Source organism: Cronobacter malonaticus LMG 23826, assembly GCF_001277215.2.
In the GTDB taxonomy this organism is placed as follows: Bacteria; Pseudomonadota; Gammaproteobacteria; order Enterobacterales; family Enterobacteriaceae; genus Cronobacter; species Cronobacter malonaticus.
In genome coordinates this window covers 3,985,695-4,004,879 of sequence record NZ_CP013940.1, presented here as the reverse complement: position 1 = coordinate 4,004,879, position 19,185 = coordinate 3,985,695, and the positions used below count along the sequence as shown (strand labels likewise).

Annotated in this window: 22 protein-coding genes; 14 read left to right on the top strand and 8 right to left on the bottom strand. The window is 58.8% G+C overall.

Translation table 11 applies throughout. The features are described from left to right. Position 1 precedes the first annotated feature (1 nt). On the bottom strand, positions 2 to 1,549 hold the full coding sequence (gene gpmM / locus AFK66_RS18750) for a 2,3-bisphosphoglycerate-independent phosphoglycerate mutase (protein ID WP_023899676.1): 1,548 nt from the start codon (positions 1,547 to 1,549) through the stop codon (positions 2 to 4). Between the two features lie 243 nt (positions 1,550 to 1,792). Here gpmM and AFK66_RS18745 point away from each other — a divergent pair, with 243 nt between their 5' ends. The 5 genes from AFK66_RS18745 (at position 1,793) to cysE (ending at position 4,938) form a co-directional block, all read left to right on the top strand. After that, positions 1,793 to 2,224 (top strand): rhodanese-like domain-containing protein, encoded by a 432-nt coding sequence (locus AFK66_RS18745; RefSeq protein WP_007779457.1) that lies wholly within the window; start codon positions 1,793 to 1,795, stop codon positions 2,222 to 2,224. A 22-nt stretch (positions 2,225 to 2,246) separates the two neighbouring features. Continuing rightward, entirely contained in the window at positions 2,247 to 2,498 is a 252-nt protein-coding gene (gene grxC / locus AFK66_RS18740; RefSeq protein ID WP_004388492.1) for a glutaredoxin 3, read from the top strand. A 55-nt stretch (positions 2,499 to 2,553) separates the two neighbouring features. Beyond that, on the top strand, positions 2,554 to 3,021 hold the full coding sequence (gene secB, locus AFK66_RS18735; protein ID WP_007779455.1) for a protein-export chaperone SecB: 468 nt from the start codon (positions 2,554 to 2,556) through the stop codon (positions 3,019 to 3,021). After that, on the top strand, positions 3,021 to 4,040 hold the full coding sequence (gene gpsA / locus AFK66_RS18730) for an NAD(P)H-dependent glycerol-3-phosphate dehydrogenase (RefSeq protein WP_007779452.1): 1,020 nt from the start codon (positions 3,021 to 3,023) through the stop codon (positions 4,038 to 4,040). Before secB ends, gpsA begins: the two co-directional genes overlap by 1 nt. 76 nt (positions 4,041 to 4,116) lie before the next feature. Continuing rightward, entirely contained in the window at positions 4,117 to 4,938 is an 822-nt protein-coding gene (gene cysE / locus AFK66_RS18725) for a serine O-acetyltransferase (RefSeq protein ID WP_004388495.1), read from the top strand. Positions 4,939 to 5,001: 63 nt separating this feature from the next. Here the strand turns inward: cysE and trmL are convergent, their stop codons facing one another. The 3 genes from trmL to cpxR all read right to left on the bottom strand — a co-directional run bounded on the left by trmL (position 5,002) and on the right by cpxR (position 7,646). Continuing rightward, complete coding sequence (gene trmL / locus AFK66_RS18720) at positions 5,002 to 5,475, bottom strand: tRNA (uridine(34)/cytosine(34)/5-carboxymethylaminomethyluridine(34)-2'-O)-methyltransferase TrmL (protein ID WP_007779450.1); 474 nt, start codon at positions 5,473 to 5,475, stop codon at positions 5,002 to 5,004. Positions 5,476 to 5,577: 102 nt separating this feature from the next. Continuing rightward, positions 5,578 to 6,951 carry an envelope stress sensor histidine kinase CpxA gene (cpxA, locus tag AFK66_RS18715; RefSeq protein ID WP_007779448.1) on the bottom strand — a complete coding sequence of 458 codons (1,374 nt, stop codon included), beginning with the start codon at positions 6,949 to 6,951 and terminating at the stop codon, positions 5,578 to 5,580. Beyond that, positions 6,948 to 7,646, bottom strand: a complete 699-nt coding sequence (gene cpxR, locus AFK66_RS18710) for an envelope stress response regulator transcription factor CpxR (RefSeq protein ID WP_023899673.1) — start codon at positions 7,644 to 7,646, stop codon at positions 6,948 to 6,950. The genes cpxA and cpxR overlap by 4 nt, the downstream gene beginning before the upstream one ends. A 148-nt stretch (positions 7,647 to 7,794) precedes the next feature. Between cpxR and cpxP the strand changes: the two genes are divergently transcribed. The 7 genes from cpxP (at position 7,795) to AFK66_RS18675 (ending at position 14,340) form a co-directional block, all read left to right on the top strand. Further along, on the top strand, positions 7,795 to 8,301 hold the full coding sequence (gene cpxP, locus AFK66_RS18705) for a cell-envelope stress modulator CpxP (RefSeq protein ID WP_007779437.1): 507 nt from the start codon (positions 7,795 to 7,797) through the stop codon (positions 8,299 to 8,301). A gap of 176 nt (positions 8,302 to 8,477) precedes the next feature. After that, a complete protein-coding gene (gene fieF / locus AFK66_RS18700; protein ID WP_007779435.1) occupies positions 8,478 to 9,380 on the top strand; it encodes a CDF family cation-efflux transporter FieF in 903 nt (300 codons plus the stop codon). A 189-nt stretch (positions 9,381 to 9,569) separates the two neighbouring features. Next, positions 9,570 to 10,532, top strand: coding sequence for a 6-phosphofructokinase (gene pfkA, locus AFK66_RS18695; protein ID WP_007779432.1), 963 nt, complete (start codon positions 9,570 to 9,572; stop codon positions 10,530 to 10,532). 166 nt (positions 10,533 to 10,698) lie between these two features. Then, the gene (locus AFK66_RS18690; protein ID WP_012126261.1) at positions 10,699 to 11,688 is read left to right on the top strand and encodes a sulfate ABC transporter substrate-binding protein; all 990 of its coding nucleotides are present in this window, start codon (positions 10,699 to 10,701) and stop codon (positions 11,686 to 11,688) included. A gap of 105 nt (positions 11,689 to 11,793) precedes the next feature. Then, positions 11,794 to 12,561, top strand: a complete 768-nt coding sequence (locus AFK66_RS18685) for a CDP-diacylglycerol diphosphatase (RefSeq protein ID WP_007779425.1) — start codon at positions 11,794 to 11,796, stop codon at positions 12,559 to 12,561. A 58-nt stretch (positions 12,562 to 12,619) separates the two neighbouring features. Next, entirely contained in the window at positions 12,620 to 13,924 is a 1,305-nt protein-coding gene (locus tag AFK66_RS18680; protein WP_007779421.1) for an SLC13 family permease, read from the top strand. 23 nt (positions 13,925 to 13,947) lie between these two features. After that, positions 13,948 to 14,340 (top strand): hypothetical protein, encoded by a 393-nt coding sequence (locus tag AFK66_RS18675; protein WP_007779418.1) that lies wholly within the window; start codon positions 13,948 to 13,950, stop codon positions 14,338 to 14,340. Here the strand turns inward: AFK66_RS18675 and uraH are convergent. Further along, positions 14,325 to 14,735, bottom strand: coding sequence for a hydroxyisourate hydrolase (gene uraH, locus AFK66_RS18670; protein ID WP_007779416.1), 411 nt, complete (start codon positions 14,733 to 14,735; stop codon positions 14,325 to 14,327). The genes AFK66_RS18675 and uraH overlap by 16 nt on opposite strands. A 132-nt stretch (positions 14,736 to 14,867) precedes the next feature. On the opposite strand from uraH, the gene hprR reads away from it, so the two are divergent. Both hprR and AFK66_RS18660 read left to right on the top strand, forming a co-directional pair. After that, entirely contained in the window at positions 14,868 to 15,548 is a 681-nt protein-coding gene (hprR, locus tag AFK66_RS18665; RefSeq protein WP_032970957.1) for a response regulator transcription factor HprR, read from the top strand. Next, positions 15,541 to 16,902: a heavy metal sensor histidine kinase gene (locus AFK66_RS18660; RefSeq protein WP_007779409.1), complete on the top strand. Its 1,362-nt coding sequence runs from the start codon at positions 15,541 to 15,543 to the stop codon at positions 16,900 to 16,902. The genes hprR and AFK66_RS18660 overlap by 8 nt, the downstream gene beginning before the upstream one ends. Here AFK66_RS18660 and AFK66_RS18655 read toward each other — a convergent pair whose 3' ends face one another. The 3 genes from AFK66_RS18655 to AFK66_RS18645 all read right to left on the bottom strand — a co-directional run bounded on the left by AFK66_RS18655 (position 16,903) and on the right by AFK66_RS18645 (position 19,168). Further along, positions 16,903 to 17,553, bottom strand: a complete 651-nt coding sequence (locus tag AFK66_RS18655; RefSeq protein ID WP_007779407.1) for a CPBP family intramembrane glutamic endopeptidase — start codon at positions 17,551 to 17,553, stop codon at positions 16,903 to 16,905. Positions 17,554 to 17,681: 128 nt separating this feature from the next. Further along, positions 17,682 to 18,086 carry a (R)-mandelonitrile lyase gene (locus AFK66_RS18650; RefSeq protein WP_007779405.1) on the bottom strand — a complete coding sequence of 135 codons (405 nt, stop codon included), beginning with the start codon at positions 18,084 to 18,086 and terminating at the stop codon, positions 17,682 to 17,684. A gap of 35 nt (positions 18,087 to 18,121) precedes the next feature. After that, complete coding sequence (locus AFK66_RS18645; RefSeq protein WP_023899670.1) at positions 18,122 to 19,168, bottom strand: NAD(P)-dependent alcohol dehydrogenase; 1,047 nt, start codon at positions 19,166 to 19,168, stop codon at positions 18,122 to 18,124. Positions 19,169 to 19,185: the final 17 nt, after the last annotated feature.

Genomic DNA, 19,185 nt, shown 5'->3' with positions numbered 1-19,185 from the left:
ATTATTCCACGATGAACAGCGGCTTGCCAGTCATCTCTTGCGGGATTTCCATCCCCATCAGCGTCAGCAGGGTCGGCGCGATATCAGAGAGCTTGCCGCCGTCTACCGCTTTCACCGTTTTATCGCCCACGTAAATCAGCGGCACCGGCAGGTTAGTATGCGCGGTGTGCGCCTGGCCCGTTGCCGGATCGCGCATCTGTTCTGCGTTGCCGTGGTCGGCGGTGATAAGCATCTGGCCGCCTGCGGCCTCAACGGCGCGGGTCACCTGCGCGATGCAGTTATCGAGCGCTTCCACCGCTGCGACAGCCGCGTCAAATACGCCGGTATGGCCGACCATATCGCCGTTCGGGTAGTTGCAGATAATGGCGTCATATTTGCCGCTGTTAATCGCGCCGACCAGTTTTTCCGTCAGCTCGGCGGAGCTCATTTCTGGCTGCAGATCGTAGGTCGCGACCTTCGGCGAATTAATCAGAATGCGGTCTTCGCCCGGAAACGGCTCTTCCACGCCGCCGTTAAAGAAGAAGGTCACATGCGCGTACTTCTCGGTTTCAGAGATGCGCAGCTGGGTTTTGTTATGTTTCGCCATCCACTCGCCGAAAGTATTCAGCAGCGAGGCTGGCGGGTAAGCGCAGGCGGTGCGGATATCCGCCGCATACTCCGTCAGCATGACAAAATCCGCGAACTTCACGACTTTCTTACGGCTAAAGCCTTCGAAATCGCTGTTTACAAATGCGCGGGTTATCTGGCGCGCGCGGTCGGCGCGGAAGTTCATGAAAATCAGCGCGTCACCATCTTCCATTGCGGTAGAGGCTTCGCCTTCGCCACGAATCACGGTCGCTTTAACGAATTCATCGTTTTCATCACGCGCGTAGGCGGCTTCAAGGCCTGCCACGGCGTTTGGCGCTTCATACTCGCCTTTCGCCAGCGTCAGCAAGTCGTACGCCTGCTCCACGCGATCCCAGCGGTTGTCGCGATCCATCGCGAAATAACGGCCAATAATAGAGGCGATGCGGCCTTTGCCGACTTCGGCAAATTTCGCCGCGAATTTCTCAAGCGATGCTTTCGCGCTGCGCGGCGGCGTATCACGGCCGTCCAGGAATGCGTGCAGGTAGATTTTCTCTGCGCCGCGAGCGGCGGCCAGCTCAATCATCGCGAGGATATGATCTTCATGGCTGTGCACACCGCCCGGCGACGCCAGACCCATGATATGTACGGCTTTGCCTGCGGCGACGGCTTTATCCACGGCGGCAGTCAGCACCGGGTTTTCAAAGAAAGTGCGCTCTTTGATTTCTACATCGAGACGCGTGAGATCCTGGTAGACGATGCGCCCGGCGCCCAGGTTAACGTGACCGACTTCAGAGTTGCCCATCTGACGGTCCGGCAGACCCACTTCAAGGCCAGAAGCATCGATTAACGTATGCGGACGGTTGACCCACAGGCTATCCATCACAGGCGTTTTGGCGGCGGAAATAGCGTTATCCTGGCTATCTTCACGGTAGCCATAGCCATCCAGAATTACTAATACGACAGGTTTTTTAGTAAGCGACATTGCAGAACCTCATGCGTCAAAGACGAAAAAATTGGCGTAACTTTACTACACCGCCTGAGGGCAAATAGCCGCGGAAGATCAAAGAACAGGCCGGGGCGTGCAAGCGCGGCGGCGCATTTCATCTTTTTTTTCGTAACGCGCCGCAGAAAACGCACAACCTTCCTTGTACTGGCTGTAATTGACACAGCGCGCAGGTATACTCCACACCTGGTTTTTTTACTGAGTCGGGAGTTTGACCCCCCCATGCAAGAAATTATGCAATTCGTTGGCCGCCACCCCATACTTAGTATCGCGTGGATTGCGTTACTCGCGGCGGTGATTTACACCACTTTCAAGAGCCTGACCTCTAAAGTGAAGGTGATTACGCGTGGTGAAGCGACGCGTCTTATCAATAAAGAAGATGCCGTGGTAGTGGATATTCGTCAGCGTGATGATTTCCGCAAAGGGCATATCGCCAGCGCAATGAACCTGCTGCCAGCGGATATCAAAGCCAATAACGTCGGCGAACTGGATAAGCATAAAGCGAAGCCGGTTATCGTGGTTGACGGCAACGGCCTGACGGCACAGGAATCAGCAACCGCGCTGACGAACGCCGGTTTTGAGCAGGTGTATGTGCTGAAAGAAGGCGTCGCTGGCTGGAGTGGTGAAAACCTGCCGCTGGTGCGTGGTAAATAATTTACATAAAAGAGGTAACGACATGGCTAATATCGAAATGTATACCAAAGCAACCTGCCCGTATTGCCATCGTGCGAAGGCCCTGCTGAACAGCAAAGGTGCCGCTTTCCTCGAGCTGCCCATTGATGGCGACACCGCCAAACGGGAAGAGATGATTCAGCGTAGTGGCCGTACCACTGTACCGCAGATCTTTATTGACGGTCAGCACATCGGCGGCTGCGACGACCTGCATGCACTGGATGCGCGCGGCGGACTCGATCCTCTGCTGCGCTAGTGCGCTTTAGCCGTGACGGCACATTTAAGGACATTACATACAAGGGTTTTCGCTCATGTCAGAACAAAACAACACTGAAATGAATTTTCAGCTTCTGCGCATCTACACCAAAGACATCTCTTTCGAAGCACCGAATGCGCCGCACGTGTTTCAGAAAGACTGGCAGCCGGACGTGAAACTGGATCTGGATACTGCGTCCAGCCAGCTCGCTGACGATGTCTACGAAGTGGTACTGCGCGTGACGGTCACCGCGTCGCTGGGCGAAGAGACCGCTTTCCTTTGCGAAGTGCAGCAGGCAGGTATTTTCAATATTTCCGGCATCGAAGGCACCCAGATGGCACACTGCCTCGGCGCTTACTGCCCGAACAGCCTGTTCCCGTACGCTCGCGAATGCATTACCAACCTGGTTTCCCGCGGCACTTTCCCGCAGCTGAACCTTGCGCCGGTTAACTTCGACGCGCTGTTCATGAACTATCTGCAGCAGCAGGCTGCTGAAGGTGCGCCAAACCATCAGGATGCCTGATGAACACCATTAATGCGTCAATGACAGTCATCGGTGCCGGCTCCTACGGCACCGCTCTTGCCATCACCCTGGCAAGAAACGGCCATCACGTCGTGCTGTGGGGTCATGACCCTGCGCATATCGCGACGCTACAGGCTGACCGCTGCAATGTGGCTTTCCTTCCCGATGTGCCTTTCCCCGATACGCTTCATCTTGAGAGCGATTTAGCCACAGCGCTCGCCGCCAGCCGTAACATTCTGGTGGTGGTGCCAAGCCATGTGTTTGGCCAGGTGCTGCGCCAGATTAAGCCGCTGATGCGCCCTGATGCCCGCGTGGTATGGGCAACCAAAGGCCTTGAAGCGGAAACGGGCAGGCTGTTGCAGGATGTCGCGCGTGAGGCGCTAGGTGATGAGATTCCGCTTGCGGTTATCTCCGGGCCGACGTTCGCCAAAGAGCTGGCGGCGGGGCTGCCGACGGCGATTTCGCTGGCGGCGACAGACGAGACATTCGCAGACGATCTCCAGCAGCTTCTGCACTGCGGCAAAAGTTTTCGCGTTTACAGCAACCCGGATTTTATCGGCGTGCAGCTCGGCGGCGCGGTGAAAAACGTTATCGCTATCGGTGCCGGGATGTCTGACGGTATCGGCTTCGGCGCGAACGCACGTACCGCACTGATTACACGCGGGCTTGCAGAGATGTCTCGCCTGGGCGCAGCGCTTGGCGCGGATCCGACCACCTTCATGGGCATGGCGGGCCTTGGCGATCTGGTGCTGACCTGTACTGACAACCAGTCGCGCAACCGCCGTTTCGGCATGATGCTCGGACAGGGAGCCGATGTGCAGAGCGCACAGGAGAAGATCGGTCAGGTGGTGGAAGGCTATCGCAACACCAAAGAGGTGCGCGAACTGGCGGCGCGTGTTGGCGTGGAAATGCCAATAACCGAGGAAATTTATCAGGTACTCTATTGCGGAAAAAATGCGCGCGAGGCAGCATTAACGCTGCTGGGCCGTACCCGCAAGGATGAGCGAAGCAGCCAGTAAGGACGAGCGCCCGTAATGATTGATGCGTGCCGACAAACTATTTTGTCGGCCGCTGTTTGTTTGTCTGGAGAAAGCAATGCCGTGTGAAGAACTGGATCTGGTGTGGAAGAATATTAAAGCCGAAGCCCGTCAGTTGGCCGATTGTGAGCCGATGCTGGCCAGTTTTTACCATGCGACATTACTTAAGCACGAAAATCTGGGCAGCGCGTTAAGCTACATGCTGGCGAACAAGCTGGCGTCGCCGATTATGCCTGCAATCGCCATTCGTGAAGTGGTGGAAGAGGCGTACAGGGCAGACCCGGAAATGATCGCCTCCGCCGCGTGCGATATTCAGGCCGTCCGTACCCGCGATCCGGCGGTGGATAAATACTCCACGCCGCTGCTCTATCTCAAAGGTTTTCATGCCCTGCAGGCCTACCGCATCGGCCACTGGCTCTGGAAGCAGGGGCGTCAGGCGCTGGCGATTTTCCTGCAAAACCAGGTGTCGGTCTCTTTTCAGGTTGATATTCATCCGGCGGCGACCATTGGCCGCGGGATCATGCTTGATCATGCGACCGGCATTGTGATCGGCGAAACCGCCGTGGTGGAAGATGACGTTTCCATTTTGCAGTCGGTCACGCTGGGCGGTACCGGCAAAACCAGCGGCGATCGCCACCCGAAAATCCGCGAAGGCGTGATGATTGGCGCGGGCGCGAAAATCCTTGGCAATATCGAAGTCGGGCGCGGCGCGAAGATCGGCGCGGGCTCGGTGGTGCTTCAGCCGGTGCCGCCGCACACCACGGCGGCGGGCGTCCCGGCGCGCATTGTCGGCAAGCCGGAAAGCGATAAACCGTCGATGGATATGGATCAGCATTTCAACGGCATCAACCACGGGTTTGAGTACGGCGACGGTATCTGAGCCCGCAAGGTTTGCATTAAAAAGCCGCGCAGTGCGCGGCTTTGTTGTTTCTGGCGGCTGCGTTTAGCTACGCAATACCGCGCCTGGATAACCAAGCTGCCGCCAGGCCTCGTATACCACAACGGATACGGCGTTGGAGAGGTTCATGCTGCGGCTGTCAGGCATCATCGGAATGCGGATCTTCTGCTCTTGCGGCAGGGCGTCCAGAATCGAGGCGGGCAGACCGCGGGTTTCCGGGCCAAACATCAGATAGTCGCCGTCCTGATAGCTGACCGCGCTGTGCGCGGGCGTGCCTTTAGTGGTGAGCGCAAACAGGCGCTGCGGCTTTTCCGCCTCCAGAAACGCGGCATAGTCGGCATGGCGCATCACGGCGGTAAATTCGTGGTAATCCAGCCCGGCGCGGCGCAGACGCTTATCATCCCAGGTAAAACCCATCGGCTCAATAATATGCAGGCGAAAGCCCGTATTGGCGCATAGACGGATGATATTACCGGTGTTGGGCGGGATTTCAGGTTCAAACAGGACGATATTCAGCATACGGCTCCCCTTGTGCAGAGGCGCGCAGAATAACAGAATTGCCGGTGGGTAAACACTGCGGACGCAGGTTAAGCAACGCCCTCCCGCAGGGGGAGGGCGACATCAGGAGCGGTGATAGAGCGGCAGCCAGAGCGTCAGGCGCAGGCCGCCCAGCGGACTGTCATCCGCCTTCACCCAGCCGCGATGCTGCTGAACGGCGGTTTCCACGATAGCGAGGCCGAGACCTGTACCGCCGGATTCGCGGTCGCGCGCCTCGTCAGTGCGATAGAAGGGGCGGAAAATCTGTTCCCGGTCGGCCTGGCTGACGCCCGGCCCGTCATCATCGACATTAATCGTAATCCCTTCTTTATCCACGGCGAAGCTCACGGAAATCTTGCTGTGAGAGTAGCGCAGCGCGTTACGCACGATATTCTCCAGCGCGCTTTCCAGCGCGTTCGGGTTGCCATAAAGCAGCCACGGGCCAGGTGGATACGTCACTTCAAATGATTTACCCATCTGCTCGGCTTCAAACGCGGCGTTATCAAGGACTTCGCCCCAGATCTGGTTCGCTTTCATGGTCTCGCTCACCAGCGCGTTTTTCTGCTGATTACGTGACATCACCAGCAGATCGTTAATCATGCTGTCGAGCCGGTGCGCCTCGGTTTCGATGCGTTCCAGCTCTTTGCTCTCTCCGCTGCGGCGGCGCAGTAGCGCGGTGCCCAGCTGCAGACGCGTAAGCGGCGTGCGCAGTTCATGCGAGATATCAGAGAGCAGCCGTTGCTGGGTCGTCATCATCCGCTCAAGCGCCGTCACCATCTGGTTAAAGCTCGCGCCTGCGGCGATAAACTCCTGCGGCCCGGCTTCCAGTTCCGGGTGCTGGCGCAGGTTGCCCTGGGCCACTTCATCGGCGGCGTTTTTAAGCTTACGCGCCGGACGCGCCAGGCTCCATGCCAGCCACAGCAGCAGCGGCGAGCTGACCAGCATCGTGACGATCAGCAGTAGCAGAGGGCGGTCGAACAGCAGGTTAATAAAATCGGACTGCGAATTGCTCGCTGGGCGGATCAGGTACAGCTGGTAATTATCTTCACCGTCGCGCACGGAAAACGGCCCGACCAGCTCCACGCGGCCATATTTTTTCTTCTGCGGATGATCGGAGTTATCAGACTGGCCGATAAAATTGCGAATGATCTGCATTTCATTGCGTTCAGCGCCGATGACGCGCCCTTCGCTGGTGACCAGCAGCAGCCGCTGTCCCGGCGGCGCCCACTTGTCGATAGCGCGGAACAGCCGCCGCCACCACATCAGATCGTTGGGCGGGTCGCCCGCCAGCTCAGCCTCGACGTGCTGCTCAATCATCGTGCCCTGACGCTGTTCGCTCTCCAGCAACTCCGTCATCTGACGGCTGTCGAGCTTAGGCAGCATCAGTACCAGCATTAAAACCAGCGCCAGCGTCAGCCAGAAAATGGCGAAGATGCGGGCGGTAAGGCTGCCTATCATGAAGCGGAAACCATCAGATAGCCGCGACCGCGCAGGGTTTTAAACCATGGATGACCGTCTTTGCGCTCCGGCAATTTACGACGCAGGTTAGATATGTGCATATCGATCGCGCGATCGAACGGCGTGAGGCGCTTGCCGAGCACTTCCTGGCTTAAATGTTCGCGCGATACCACCTGGCCTAAATGCTGCGCCAGCAAATAGAGCAGGGTGAATTCGGTACCGGTGAGTTCCAGCGTCTGGCCATCGAAGCTCGCTTCCTGGCGGCCAGGGTTTAAGCTCAGCGCGTCCACTTCCAGCGTCGGCGAACCGCTGTCGCTGTTCTGCTGCTGTTCGCTCCAGTGCGAGCGGCGCAAAATCGCGCGAATACGGGCCACGAGTTCGCGATCGTTAAACGGTTTCGGCAGGTAGTCATCCGCGCCCAGTTCGAGGCCGAGCACGCGATCCAGCTCGCTGCCGCGCGCGGTCAACATAATAACGGGTGTCTGGTGTGTCTGGCGAAGCTCTTTCAAAGTATCAATGCCGTTTTTCTTCGGCATCATCACGTCGAGCAAAAGCAGGTCGATGCTGTCATCCAGGAGGTCAAGCGCCTGTTCGCCATCGTGGGCTACGAAGACGTTAAACCCTTCCATGTCGAGCAATTCCTTTAACAGGGACGTCAGCTCGCGGTCATCATCAACTAACAGGATTTTATTCATTTTCAGTACCTCCGAGGCAGAAATTACGTCATCAAGGCGCGCTAATCCATGACTTTACGTTGTTTTACACCCCCTGACGCATGTTTGCAGCCCGAATCGTAGACTGGATTTCGTTGAACCGCAGCACATAAGTTTCCAGGAGTCAGTGATGCGCAAAGTTACCGCCGCCGTCATGGCCTCAACGCTGGCTGTCGGTGCGTTAACCAGCCAGGCAGCATCGGTCCCGACGGACGAAAGCTGGCATCCGGCGGACATGCTGACGCAGCGCAACAGTGTGCAAAGCCATATGTTTGACGGCATTAACTTAACAGAGCATCAGCGCCAGCAAATGCGCGATTTGATGCAGCGAGCGCGGCATGAGCAGCCCCCTGTTAATGTTAGCGAAATGGAGGCCATGCACAGGCTGGTCACCGCAGAAAATTTTGATGAAAACGCTGTGCGTGCTCAGGCGGAAAAAATGGCCCAGGAGCAAGTGGCTCGCCAGGTCGAAATGGCGAAGGTGAGAAACCAGATGTATCGCCTGTTAACGCCCGAGCAGCAAGCGGTTTTGAACAAGAAACATCAGCAACGCATGGAACAGTTCCGTGAGGTTGCGCAAATGCAGCGCCAGTCTGCGCTGCCGCTCTTTAGTAGCAGTACCCGTAGTAACCAGTAAAACCCTGTTTTCCTTGCCATAGACACCATCCCTGTCTTCCCCCACATGATGTGGGGGTTTTTTTTGCCCTTTTTTCACGGTGCTGTAACGTTCACTGCCTTCATGCGTCAGACGAATTTCATCAAACTCCTGCGAACGGTTAGTTATACTGGCAACATGCCTTTGCAGGAGTCGTTATGAATCATGACTATGGCCGTCTGGTGAGCCGGGCGGCGCTGGCCGCAACGCTTGTGGCAACCTTACTGCTGATAATCAAAATTTTCGCCTGGTGGTATACCGGGTCGGTCAGTATTCTCGCAGCCCTGGTAGACTCGCTGGTAGATATCGCCGCGTCGCTGACCAATCTTTTAGTGGTGCGCTATTCGCTTCAGCCTGCCGATGAAGAACATACGTTTGGTCACGGAAAGGCGGAATCGCTGGCGGCGCTCGCGCAAAGCATGTTTATTTCCGGCTCGGCGCTGTTTCTTTTCCTGACCGGCATTCAGCATCTGATTACGCCTGAGCCGATGCGCGCGCCGCTGGTCGGCATTGTCGTGACGGTGGCCGCGCTGGTTACCACGCTGATGCTAGTCACATTTCAGCGCTGGGTGGTGCGTAAAACCCGCAGCCAGGCGGTGCGGGCGGATATGCTTCATTATCAGTCTGATGTTATGATGAACGGCGCTATTCTGGTGGCGCTGGCCCTCTCATGGTATGGCCTGCACCGCGCCGACGCGCTGTTCGCGCTCGGGATTGGCGTCTGGATTTTATACAGTGCGTTACGGATGGGTTATGAAGCGGTGCAGTCGCTGCTCGACCGCGCCCTGCCCGATGACGAGCGCCAGGCGATCGTGGACATTGTCGCCGCCTGGCCTGGTGTTCAGGGCGCGCACGATCTATGTACGCGGCAGTCAGGGCCGACCCGCTTTATCCAGCTTCATCTCGAAATGGAAGACAACCTGCCGCTGGTTCAGGCGCATCTTATCGCCGAACAGGTGGAACAGGCGATCCTGTCCCGGTTTCCGGGGTCGGACGTCATTATTCATCAGGACCCATGCTCAGTCGTTCCGCGCTTTCAGCAGGGGCAATTTGAGCACTAAGCATTCGTTGTAAAGGCGTGGTTCGGTCAGGCATTTTTTGTTTACATCACCCCCACGCGGGCTGACCTGAATCAATTCAGCAGGAAGCTGTTGATATACTATTTGCAGCAATAGTCGATCACCTGTCGCGCTTGCGCAGGCGGTTTCCGGCGAAAGTATTCCTTTTGCATTCTACGTTCAGAGGTAGTCATGATTAAGAAAATCGGTGTGTTGACGAGTGGCGGTGATGCGCCAGGCATGAACGCCGCCATCCGCGGTGTTGTCCGCGCGGCGTTGACGGAAGGTCTGGAAGTATTCGGCGTTTACGACGGCTATCTTGGCCTGTATGAAGACCGCATGATCCAGCTCGACCGCTACAGCGTTTCCGACATGATCAACCGCGGCGGCACCTTCCTCGGTTCCGCGCGCTTCCCGGAATTCCGCGAAGAGCATATCCGCGCCGTGGCTATCGAGAACATGAAGAAACGCGGTATCGACGCGCTGGTGGTCATCGGCGGCGACGGCTCCTACATGGGTGCTAAACGCCTGACTGAAATGGGCTTCCCGTGCATCGGCCTGCCGGGCACCATCGATAACGACGTGGCGGGCACCGATTACACCATCGGTTACTTCACCGCGCTGCACACCGTGGTTGAGGCGATTGACCGTCTGCGCGACACCTCTTCTTCGCACCAGCGTATTTCCATTGTGGAAGTGATGGGCCGTTACTGCGGCGACCTGACCCTGGCGGCAGCCATCGCAGGCGGTTGCGAATTTATTGTTCTGCCGGAAGTGGAATTCAACCGCGAAGATCTGGTGGCAGAAATCAAAGCGGGCATCGCCAAAGGCAAGAAACACGCTATCGTTGCGATCACCGAGCACATCTGCGACATCGACGAGCTGGCGAAATACATCGAAACCGAAACCAAACGCGAAACCCGCGCGACCGTTCTCGGCCATATCCAGCGCGGCGGCTCGCCGGTGCCTTATGACCGTATTCTGGCATCCCGCATGGGCGCTTACGCCATCGAACTGCTGCTGCAGGGCCACGGCGGCCGCTGCGTTGGCATCCAGAACGAAAAAATGGTGCATCACGACATCATCGACGCTATCGAAAACATGAAGCGTCCGTTCAAAGGCGACTGGCTGGACTGCGCGAAAAAGCTCTACTAAGCCTCTCGTTACATGCCCGGTACGCTAACGCGGCCGGGCGTTGTTTTACTCTGCGTTATTCCCCAAAGTTATAGCCAATTTTTTTTTATTCTTTAGTCCGCGCCGCGCTTTCTGGCACGCTGCTTTTATCGAAATTCACATCTGAAAATTTAAAAGAGAGCATGCGATGAACAAGTGGGGCGTGGGCATTACTTTACTGTTGGCTTCGGCAAGCGTACTGGCGAAAGACGTGCAGTTGTTAAACGTCTCTTACGATCCGACGCGTGAATTCTATGAGCAGTACAACAAAGCATTTAGCGCGCACTGGAAAAAAGAGACTGGCGATAATGTCGTGGTCCGCCAGTCGCATGGTGGCTCCGGCAAGCAGGCGACTTCGGTCATTAACGGTATCAAGGCGGATGTCGTGACGCTGGCGCTGGCCTATGACGTTGACGCGATCGCCGAGCGCGGCCGTATCGATAAAAACTGGATCAAACGCCTGCCGGACAACTCCGCGCCGTACACCTCCACCATCGTGTTCCTCGTTCGCAAAGGTAACCCGAAGCAAATTAAAGACTGGAACGATCTGGTGAAGCCGGGCGTGTCGGTCATCACGCCGAACCCGAAAAGCTCCGGCGGCGCGCGCTGGAACTACCTGGCGGCCTGGGGCTACGCGCTGCATCACAACAATGGCGATCAGGCTAAAGCGCAGGAGTTCGTCAAAGCGCTGTATAAAAACGTCGAAGTGCTCGATTCCGGCGCGCGCGGCGCGACCAATACCTTTGTTGAGCGCGGCATCGGCGATGTGCTGATCGCCTGGGAAAACGAGGCGCTGCTGGCCGCCAACGAGCTTGGCAAAGACAAATTTGAAATCGTGACGCCGAGTGAATCCATCCTCGCGGAGCCGACTGTTTCGGTCGTCGATAAAGTGGCGCAGGAGAAAGGCACCCAGGCGGTGGCGGAAGCCTACCTGAAATACCTCTACTCGCCGGAAGGCCAGGAGATTGCCGCGAAAAACTTCTACCGCCCGCGCGATGCGCAAGTCGCGGCGAAATATGAAAGCACTTTCCCGAAACTAAAACTGTTCACCATTGATGACGTGTTCGGCGGTTGGACCAAAGCGCAGCAGACGCACTTTGCCAACGGCGGCACGTTCGATCAGATAAGCCAGCGTTAAATACCCCGGCCACAAGGATGTGGCCAGCTTTCCCGCGTAATAAACTCCCCGCTTCGTTCCGTTTTACGCTACCCTTTGCCTTTTCAGTCTTAACAGGGGAGAAGCATGAAACGAGCGCTATTTATCACCGTTGCGCTTATCGCAGTACTGGCATTAACCACGCTGGTGGCGTGGCGATATCTCTTTCCACACGATCCGGACGCGTTAAGACACATCGTTATGCAGCAGTGTCTGCCCGGCGAGCGCGAGCGTCAGGATCCGGCCCCTTGCGCCCAGGTCAATCTCCCGGCGGGTTATGTCGTCTTCAAAGACATCAACGGTCCGCTGCAATATCTGCTGATGCCGACCTGGAAAATCAATGGCGTCGAAAGCCCGCTCCTGCTTTCCGATAAAACGCCCAACTTTTTCTGGCAGGCATGGCAGGCGCGTCGCTGGATGAGCGAAAAACGCGGTAGTCCGGTGCCCGACAGCGCCGTTTCACTGACCATCAACTCCAGGATGGGCCGCTCCCAGAATCATTTTCACATCCATATTTCCTGCCTGCGCCCGGATGTACGCGCACAGCTTGATGCCGCGATGAACGCCATCGGCAGCCGCTGGCAGCCGTTTCCGGGCAGTCTGCGCGGTCACGATTATTTAGCGCGCCGTGTTTCCGGCGAAGAGCTGTCACGCCGCTCGCCGTTCATGATGCTGGCGGAAGAGGTGCCGCAAGCGCGTGAGCACATGGGGCGCTACTCGCTGGCGCTGGCACCGCTCAAGGATGGCTCGTTTGTCCTGCTCGCCACGCAACGTCAGTTATTGCAATTCAATCTGGCGCACAGCGAGGAGCTTCAGGACCACGACTGCGCGCTGCTTAACGAAGGCACGCTATAACATTTACTTAACGCCAGACGCGCCGTAGACTTGCTGAAAAATTCATCAGGAGACAGGTATGTCCGTCTGGCTTGCACACCCGCTGCTCTTACCTTCACTCATTATTCTGCTGACCATCGTGCTCTGGGCGACGTCCCTGCTGCCGGAATTCATCACGGCGCTGCTCTTTTTCGCGGTGGCGATGATAGCCAAAATCGCGCCGCCGGAAGTCCTGTTCGGCGGTTTTGCATCGTCGGCGTTCTGGCTGGTGTTCAGCGGTTTCGTGCTGGGCGTGGCGATCCGTAAAACGGGGCTTGCGGATCGGGCAGCGCGGGCGCTGTCAGCGCGGCTGACCGATTCCTGGTGGCAAATGGTAGCGAGCGTGGTGCTGCTCAGCTATGCGCTGGCGTTCGTGATGCCGTCGAACATGGGGCGCATCGCGCTTTTAATGCCCGTCGTGGCGGCGATGGCGAAACGCGCCGGTATCGAAGAAAACACCCGCGGCTGGTACGGCCTGGCGCTGGCGGTGGGCTTTGGCACGTTCCAGCTCTCCGCCACCATTTTGCCCGCCAACGTGCCGAATCTGGTGATGAGCGGCGCGGCGGAAGGCTCCTTCGGCATTCATCTCAACTATCTGCCGTATCTGCTGCTGCACACGCCAGTGCTGGGGCTGCTTAAGGGCGCGGTGCTGATTGCGCTTATCTGCTGGTTCTTCCCCGGCAAGCCACAGCCGCCGCGCGAGCTGCCTGCCGCGACGCCGATGAGCCGCGCGGAAAAGCGCCTCGGCTGGCTGCTGCTGGTGGTGCTGGCGCTGTGGGTCACCGAGAGCTGGCACGGCATCGGCCCGGCATGGACAGGGCTTGCGGCGGCGGTTATCACGCTTCTGCCGCGCGTCGGGTTTATCACTGGCGATGAGTTCGCAAGCGGCGTCAACATGCGCACCTGCATCTACGTGGCGGGCATTCTGGGGCTTGCGACCACCGTGACCCACACGGGCATCGGCAACGCGGTCGGCGCGGCGCTGATGCAGGTCATGCCGCTCGATCCGGCGCGCCCCTTTACCAGTTTTGCCGCGCTTACCGGCATCACGACGGCGCTTAACTTCATCATGACGGCCAACGGCGTTCCGGCGCTCTATACCACGCTTGCGGAGAGCTTTTCGCGCAGTACCGGTTTCCCGCTGCTCTCGGCCATCATGATTCAGGTGCTGGGATATTCCACGCCGCTGTTGCCATACCAGGCGTCGCCCATCGTGGTGGCGATGGCGCTCGGCAACGTTCCGGCGCGCGCGGGCATGAAGCTCTGCCTGGCGTTGGCGGTAGTCACCTTTCTTTTCCTGTTGCCGCTCGATTACGGCTGGTTCCGGCTGTTGGGTAAACTCTGAGGCAACACGACGCGGAGGCCATTATGGCGACGATGCATTTTGCGGTCTGGTATTCCACGACTGACGACGTACAGGCGCTGCGGGAGGCGCTGCCCGGGCCCGGCTGCGAGCGCCATTTTTTGCAGGATTTCGGCTTCGCGCAGGGGTACGCCGACGACGCGATCGCGCTCTGGTACGGCGCGACGCCTGGCGAAAAAGGGTCGATACACCCGCATAACCCGGCGCTCGACCCGCACTTCGCGTTTTTAACCCGCGCGGCGGGGGAACAGCTGTGCGAGCGCGGCGTCAGCGAGATCCGCTTCCTGTACGCGCTGCCCGATGTGGACTACTACGGCGAGACCGAATCCTCGCCGCTGCTCGTCTTTCTCGGCAATATTCTCTGCTGCCCGCCGCCTGGGTTTCAGCTGCCGCGATAGGTGGAGTAGCCGTACTGGCTCAGCAGCAGCGGCACATGGTAGTGCTCGTCGGTGTTATCGATATGGAACACCACCGGCACTTCCGGGAAGAAGCTGGACTGCTTGTGCGAGGCAAAGTAATCGCCGGTTTCAAAAATCACGCGGTAGTCGCCTGCGGCAGCGGGCGCGTCCGGCCAGAGCGCCTTAATGCGGCCATCTTTATCGGTCGTCGCCTGGTTCAGCGGCTCCCATGCATTGCCCTGTTTTTTCTCCAGCTTCACCACCACGCCCGGCGCGGGTTTACCGGTCTGTTCGTTCAGTACATGCACGCTCAGTAAATTCGCCGGCGCGGCAAGCGCGAGGCCCGGCAGGGCGAAAAGGGCAGCGGCGGCAAGCGTTTGAAAACGGTTCATCATCATTCCTCCTTAAGTGTTTGTGTGCTTATCCTGCCACCCGCGCGGGCGAAAACGCCTGACGCGAAGATGACAGTTTTGTCATCCTGCGCATCGCTGCTGGGCAGCGCCCGCGTTCTTTGCGAGACTGTTGCCATGAAACTGCTGCTGATTGAAGACAACGACAAAACCCGCGCGTGGCTCGAAAAAGGGCTGCGGGAGGCGGGGCTGGTAGTGGACGCCGTCGCCGACGGGCGCGATGGCCTGCACCTGGCGCTGGAGCAAGACTACGCGCTGATTATCCTCGATATCATGCTGCCGGGCCTCGACGGCTGGCAGGTGTTGCGCGCGCTGCGCACCGCCAAAGCCACGCCGGTGCTCTGCCTGACGGCCAGAGATGCGGTAAGCGATCGCGTGAAAGGGCTGGAGCTGGGGGCCGATGACTATCTGGTGAAGCCCTTTTCTTTCGCCGAACTGCTGGCGCGCGTGCGGGCGCAACTGCGCCGCCATGCGCCTGCCGCCGCGACGCTACAGGTGGCGGATCTGACGCTTGATACCGCGCGCCACGCCGCCAGCCGTGGCGGCGAGCGGATCGCGCTGACCCGCCAGGAATTTACGCTGCTGTGGCTGCTGGCAAGCCGCGTCGGGGAAATTTTGCCGCGCACGCTGATCGCCAGCGAAGTCTGGGGAATTAACTTTGACAGCGAAACCAACGTGGTGGATGTCGCCATCCGTCGCCTGCGCAAGAAAATCGACGATCCGTTCCCGCTCAAGCTGATAGAAACCGTGCGCGGCATGGGTTATCGCCTCAATGCGCCGGAGCAGAGCGATGCGTAGCCCCTCCTTAACGCTGCGCCTGACGCTCATCTTCACGTTGCTGGTGGCATTTGCCTGCGGCGTCACAGGTATATCGCTCTACCGTTCGTTAAGCGCCGAGCTTCTCTGGCGCGACGACCAGACGCTGCTGAACCGCGCCTCCCAGTTGCGCCAGCTACTGACGGACGGGGCCGAGCCGCGCCAGCTGCCGCTCTATTTCAACCGGATGCTGGATACCCGCCAGGATCTGCTGCTGATAAAGCGCACGGAGGGCGAGACGCTGGTGAATATCAACCAGGCGGGCGTCGCGCTGCCGACGCTTGCGCCGGTGCCGCCGGGGCGCGGCGTGAACGAGCAGGCGCTATACCGCTGGCAGCGGCCCGACGGCGTCTATGTGAGCGCGCTGGCGCTGACGGCGAGCGATGCGCGCGGCCCGCTCATCATCACCGTGGCGCGCGTGGCGCAGGAGCGCGCGCAGATGCTGGCGCAGTACCGCCGGGAGAGCCTGATGGTGTGCCTGCTGGCGACGCTCGCCGCCGCGCTGCTTAGCCCGTGGCTTATCCGCCGCGGCCTGCGCGCCATCGCCCGTCTCAGCGAGGCCACCGCGCGCACCGGCAGTGAGACGCTGCAACAGCCGCTCAGCCTGGAAACCCTGCCGCGCGAGCTGCTGCCGCTCGGCGAGGCGCTCAATACGATGCGTCACCGTCTGGCGGAGGATTTTGCGCGGCTGACGCGCTTTGCTGACGATCTCGCCCACGAACTGCGCACGCCGGTTAACATTTTGCTGGGGCAAAATCAGGTCGCGCTGCAACGCCCGCGTAGCGTGCAGGAGTATCAGAGCCTGCTTGCCGGGAATATCGAAGAGCTGGAGCAGATGACCCGGCTGATTGAAAACATTCTGTTTCTCGCCCGCGCCGATCATCAAAACATCGCGCTGAAGCGCGAAAGACTGGCGCTTGAGCCGTTTATCCATCAACTGACCGATTTTCTGGAGCCGCTGGCGGAAGAGCAGGAGATAACGTTTAACGTGCAGGCTCAGGGTGAAATTTTCGCCGATCGACTGCTCCTCCAGCGAGCACTCACTAACCTTCTGACGAACGCGCTGCGCCACGCGCCCGCAGGCAGCGAGGTGCGGATTACGGCCGTTCAGGAGGCGGGAGAAACCGTGCTCAGCGTCGCCAACCAGGGCGCGCCGATAGCGGAGGCGGAAAAGCTATTTCAGCGTTTCTGGCGCGGGGATAACGCACGCCACACGCCCGGCACCGGGCTTGGGCTGGCGCTTACAGAGGCCATTGCACGTCTGCACGGCGGCGAAACGGCGGTAGACCATGAAGCGGGATGGAACCGCTTTCGTCTGCGATTCCCGGCGGACTGATCAGGAGAGCTTCAGCGCCGCCATCATACCGATAATATTGGTCGCCGAATGCAGCACAATGGGCGCCAGCAGGCTGCCGGTGTGAATACGCACCTGGCAGAGAATTATCGAGAAAACAAACAGCCAGACGAAAGTCGTGGGCATCTGGTACTGCGCGTGGCCGATGGCGAAAAACAGCGATGTGCCGACCATCGCGACCGTCTGGCCCATTTTCCCCCAGCCGATGCCCGCATTCAGCAAAAAGCCGCGGCAGATAACTTCTTCCACCACCGGCGCCAGCAGACAGATGCAGACCGCCGTGAGCGCAAGGTTCAGGGATGACATCTGCGAAAGCGTCGCGCTCCAGGGCTCCTGCCTGCCGAACAGCCCATGAATGATGGAGAGCGCCAGCAGCGCCAGCCCCGGCAATACCAGCGACTGCACGCTCAGCCCGCCCACAGGCAGCAGACCGAAGCGCTTCTGGTAGCGCTGCCAGCAAAACAGCGCGAACGGCAGCCAGAACACGAAGTAGAGCAACGGCGTGGCGAACCCGGCACGGTAAATGCTCATATAGCCCGGCAGCATCGATACCACCATCGGCAGCATAAACCAGGCCAGCCCGACGGTAATACAGAGCAGGGTATGTTGAAGTCGGTCGGCGGGCGCGTTCATCGTGACGTCCTTGTGGCTAAGGAAAGGAGGGCGGGCCATTCCCGCTGCCGCGGATTATACCTGGCCTTTCCCCGCCGATAAGCTTTTTTGTACAGGCCTGCGTTTTTGGCCCAGGCCTTTGTGATGGCTTACCCGCGCTCCCCGTACTGCTCGTCGGAAACATGTTCAAGCCACTCTACAACGCTGCCGTCCTGCGCTTCCTGGATAGCGATATGGGTCAGCGGCGTAGTCGGGCTGGCACCATGCCAGTGTTTTTCATACGGCGGGATCCAGACCACATCGCCGGGGCGAATTTCACGAGCAGGCTCGCCCCAGGTCTGCACATAGCCGAAACCTGCGGTCACGATCAGCGTCTGGCCCAGTGGATGCGTATGCCAGGCCGTTCGCGCACCCGGTTCAAATGTGACGCTATTACCACCAGCGCGCGCCGGGGCATTCGCCGGGAAAAGCGGATCGACACGCACCGTACCGGTAAACCAGTCTTTCGGGCCAGCGTAAGAGGCCTGGGAACCACAATAATAAATATCCGTCATAATTTAACTCCTCAGTCATGAGAACAGGGCGTCTTTCACGCCAGCGTCGCGGTGTCGATGACAAAGCGATATTTCACATCGCCTTTGATCATGCGCTCCCACGCCTCGTTAATCTCATCGGCGCGGATAAGTTCAATGTCGGCGACGATACGGTGCTCGGCGCAAAAATCGAGCATCTCCTGCGTTTCCGGGATGCCGCCAATCATCGAGCCCGCGATAGCCCGGCGTTTGAAAATCAGGTTAAAGACTTCCGGCGACGGATGCGGCGACGCGGGCGCGCCCACCAGCGTCATTGTGCCGTCGCGTTTTAAAAGCGCAGTGAAGGCATCCAGGTTATGCGGCGCGGCCACGGTGTTCAGGATGAAATCGAAGCTTTTGGCGTGCGCCTGCATTTCACTGGCGTTACGCGATACCACCACTTCATCGGCACCCAGCGCTTTCGCTGCGTCGCGTTTGGATTCTGATGTGGTAAACGCCACGACCTGCGCGCCCATCGCGTGCGCCAGTTTGATACCCATATGCCCAAGCCCGCCGATGCCGACGATGCCCACTTTTTTACCGGGCCCAACTTGCCAGTGACGCAGCGGCGAATAGGTCGTAATACCTGCACACAGTAACGGTGCGACGGCGGCGAGCTGGGATTCCGGATGACGGATGCGCAGCACATAGCGCTCATGCACGACAATCTGCTGTGAATAACCGCCAAGCGTATGGCCCGGCGCATCCGGCGTCGGGAAGTTATAGGTGCCGATCATGTGATCGCAGTAGTTCTCAAGACCGTCATCGCACTCTTCGCAATGTTTACAGCTGTCGACGATGCAGCCGACGCCCACCAGATCGCCGGGCGTAAAGCCGGTCACTTTCGTGCCGATTGCAGTGACGCGACCGACGATTTCATGCCCCGGCACGCAGGGAAATAACGTGCCTGCCCATTCGGCGCGAGCCTGATGAATATCCGAGTGGCAAACGCCGCAATACGCGATGGCGATTTGCACATCGTGCTCGCCGGGTTCGCGGCGGTTAATCGTCATCGGTTCAAGCGGTTGAGTGGCGGAAAGCGCGCCAATAGCCTTAATGTGCATAGCGAAACTCCTCAATG

What these genes read in the sequence shown, in the direction of transcription:
- gpmM (WP_023899676.1), bottom strand. Translation starts at nt 1,549, where the DNA reads ATGTCGCTTACTAAAAAACCTGTCGTATTAGTAATTCTGGATGGCTAT.
- AFK66_RS18745 (WP_007779457.1), top strand. Translation starts at nt 1,793, where the DNA reads ATGCAAGAAATTATGCAATTCGTTGGCCGCCACCCCATACTTAGTATC.
- grxC (WP_004388492.1), top strand. Translation starts at nt 2,247, where the DNA reads ATGGCTAATATCGAAATGTATACCAAAGCAACCTGCCCGTATTGCCAT.
- secB (WP_007779455.1), top strand. Translation starts at nt 2,554, where the DNA reads ATGTCAGAACAAAACAACACTGAAATGAATTTTCAGCTTCTGCGCATC.
- gpsA (WP_007779452.1), top strand. Translation starts at nt 3,021, where the DNA reads ATGAACACCATTAATGCGTCAATGACAGTCATCGGTGCCGGCTCCTAC.
- cysE (WP_004388495.1), top strand. Translation starts at nt 4,117, where the DNA reads ATGCCGTGTGAAGAACTGGATCTGGTGTGGAAGAATATTAAAGCCGAA.
- trmL (WP_007779450.1), bottom strand. Translation starts at nt 5,475, where the DNA reads ATGCTGAATATCGTCCTGTTTGAACCTGAAATCCCGCCCAACACCGGT.
- cpxA (WP_007779448.1), bottom strand. Translation starts at nt 6,951, where the DNA reads ATGATAGGCAGCCTTACCGCCCGCATCTTCGCCATTTTCTGGCTGACG.
- cpxR (WP_023899673.1), bottom strand. Translation starts at nt 7,646, where the DNA reads ATGAATAAAATCCTGTTAGTTGATGATGACCGCGAGCTGACGTCCCTG.
- cpxP (WP_007779437.1), top strand. Translation starts at nt 7,795, where the DNA reads ATGCGCAAAGTTACCGCCGCCGTCATGGCCTCAACGCTGGCTGTCGGT.
- fieF (WP_007779435.1), top strand. Translation starts at nt 8,478, where the DNA reads ATGAATCATGACTATGGCCGTCTGGTGAGCCGGGCGGCGCTGGCCGCA.
- pfkA (WP_007779432.1), top strand. Translation starts at nt 9,570, where the DNA reads ATGATTAAGAAAATCGGTGTGTTGACGAGTGGCGGTGATGCGCCAGGC.
- AFK66_RS18690 (WP_012126261.1), top strand. Translation starts at nt 10,699, where the DNA reads ATGAACAAGTGGGGCGTGGGCATTACTTTACTGTTGGCTTCGGCAAGC.
- AFK66_RS18685 (WP_007779425.1), top strand. Translation starts at nt 11,794, where the DNA reads ATGAAACGAGCGCTATTTATCACCGTTGCGCTTATCGCAGTACTGGCA.
- AFK66_RS18680 (WP_007779421.1), top strand. Translation starts at nt 12,620, where the DNA reads ATGTCCGTCTGGCTTGCACACCCGCTGCTCTTACCTTCACTCATTATT.
- AFK66_RS18675 (WP_007779418.1), top strand. Translation starts at nt 13,948, where the DNA reads ATGGCGACGATGCATTTTGCGGTCTGGTATTCCACGACTGACGACGTA.
- uraH (WP_007779416.1), bottom strand. Translation starts at nt 14,735, where the DNA reads ATGATGAACCGTTTTCAAACGCTTGCCGCCGCTGCCCTTTTCGCCCTG.
- hprR (WP_032970957.1), top strand. Translation starts at nt 14,868, where the DNA reads ATGAAACTGCTGCTGATTGAAGACAACGACAAAACCCGCGCGTGGCTC.
- AFK66_RS18660 (WP_007779409.1), top strand. Translation starts at nt 15,541, where the DNA reads ATGCGTAGCCCCTCCTTAACGCTGCGCCTGACGCTCATCTTCACGTTG.
- AFK66_RS18655 (WP_007779407.1), bottom strand. Translation starts at nt 17,553, where the DNA reads ATGAACGCGCCCGCCGACCGACTTCAACATACCCTGCTCTGTATTACC.
- AFK66_RS18650 (WP_007779405.1), bottom strand. Translation starts at nt 18,086, where the DNA reads ATGACGGATATTTATTATTGTGGTTCCCAGGCCTCTTACGCTGGCCCG.
- AFK66_RS18645 (WP_023899670.1), bottom strand. Translation starts at nt 19,168, where the DNA reads ATGCACATTAAGGCTATTGGCGCGCTTTCCGCCACTCAACCGCTTGAA.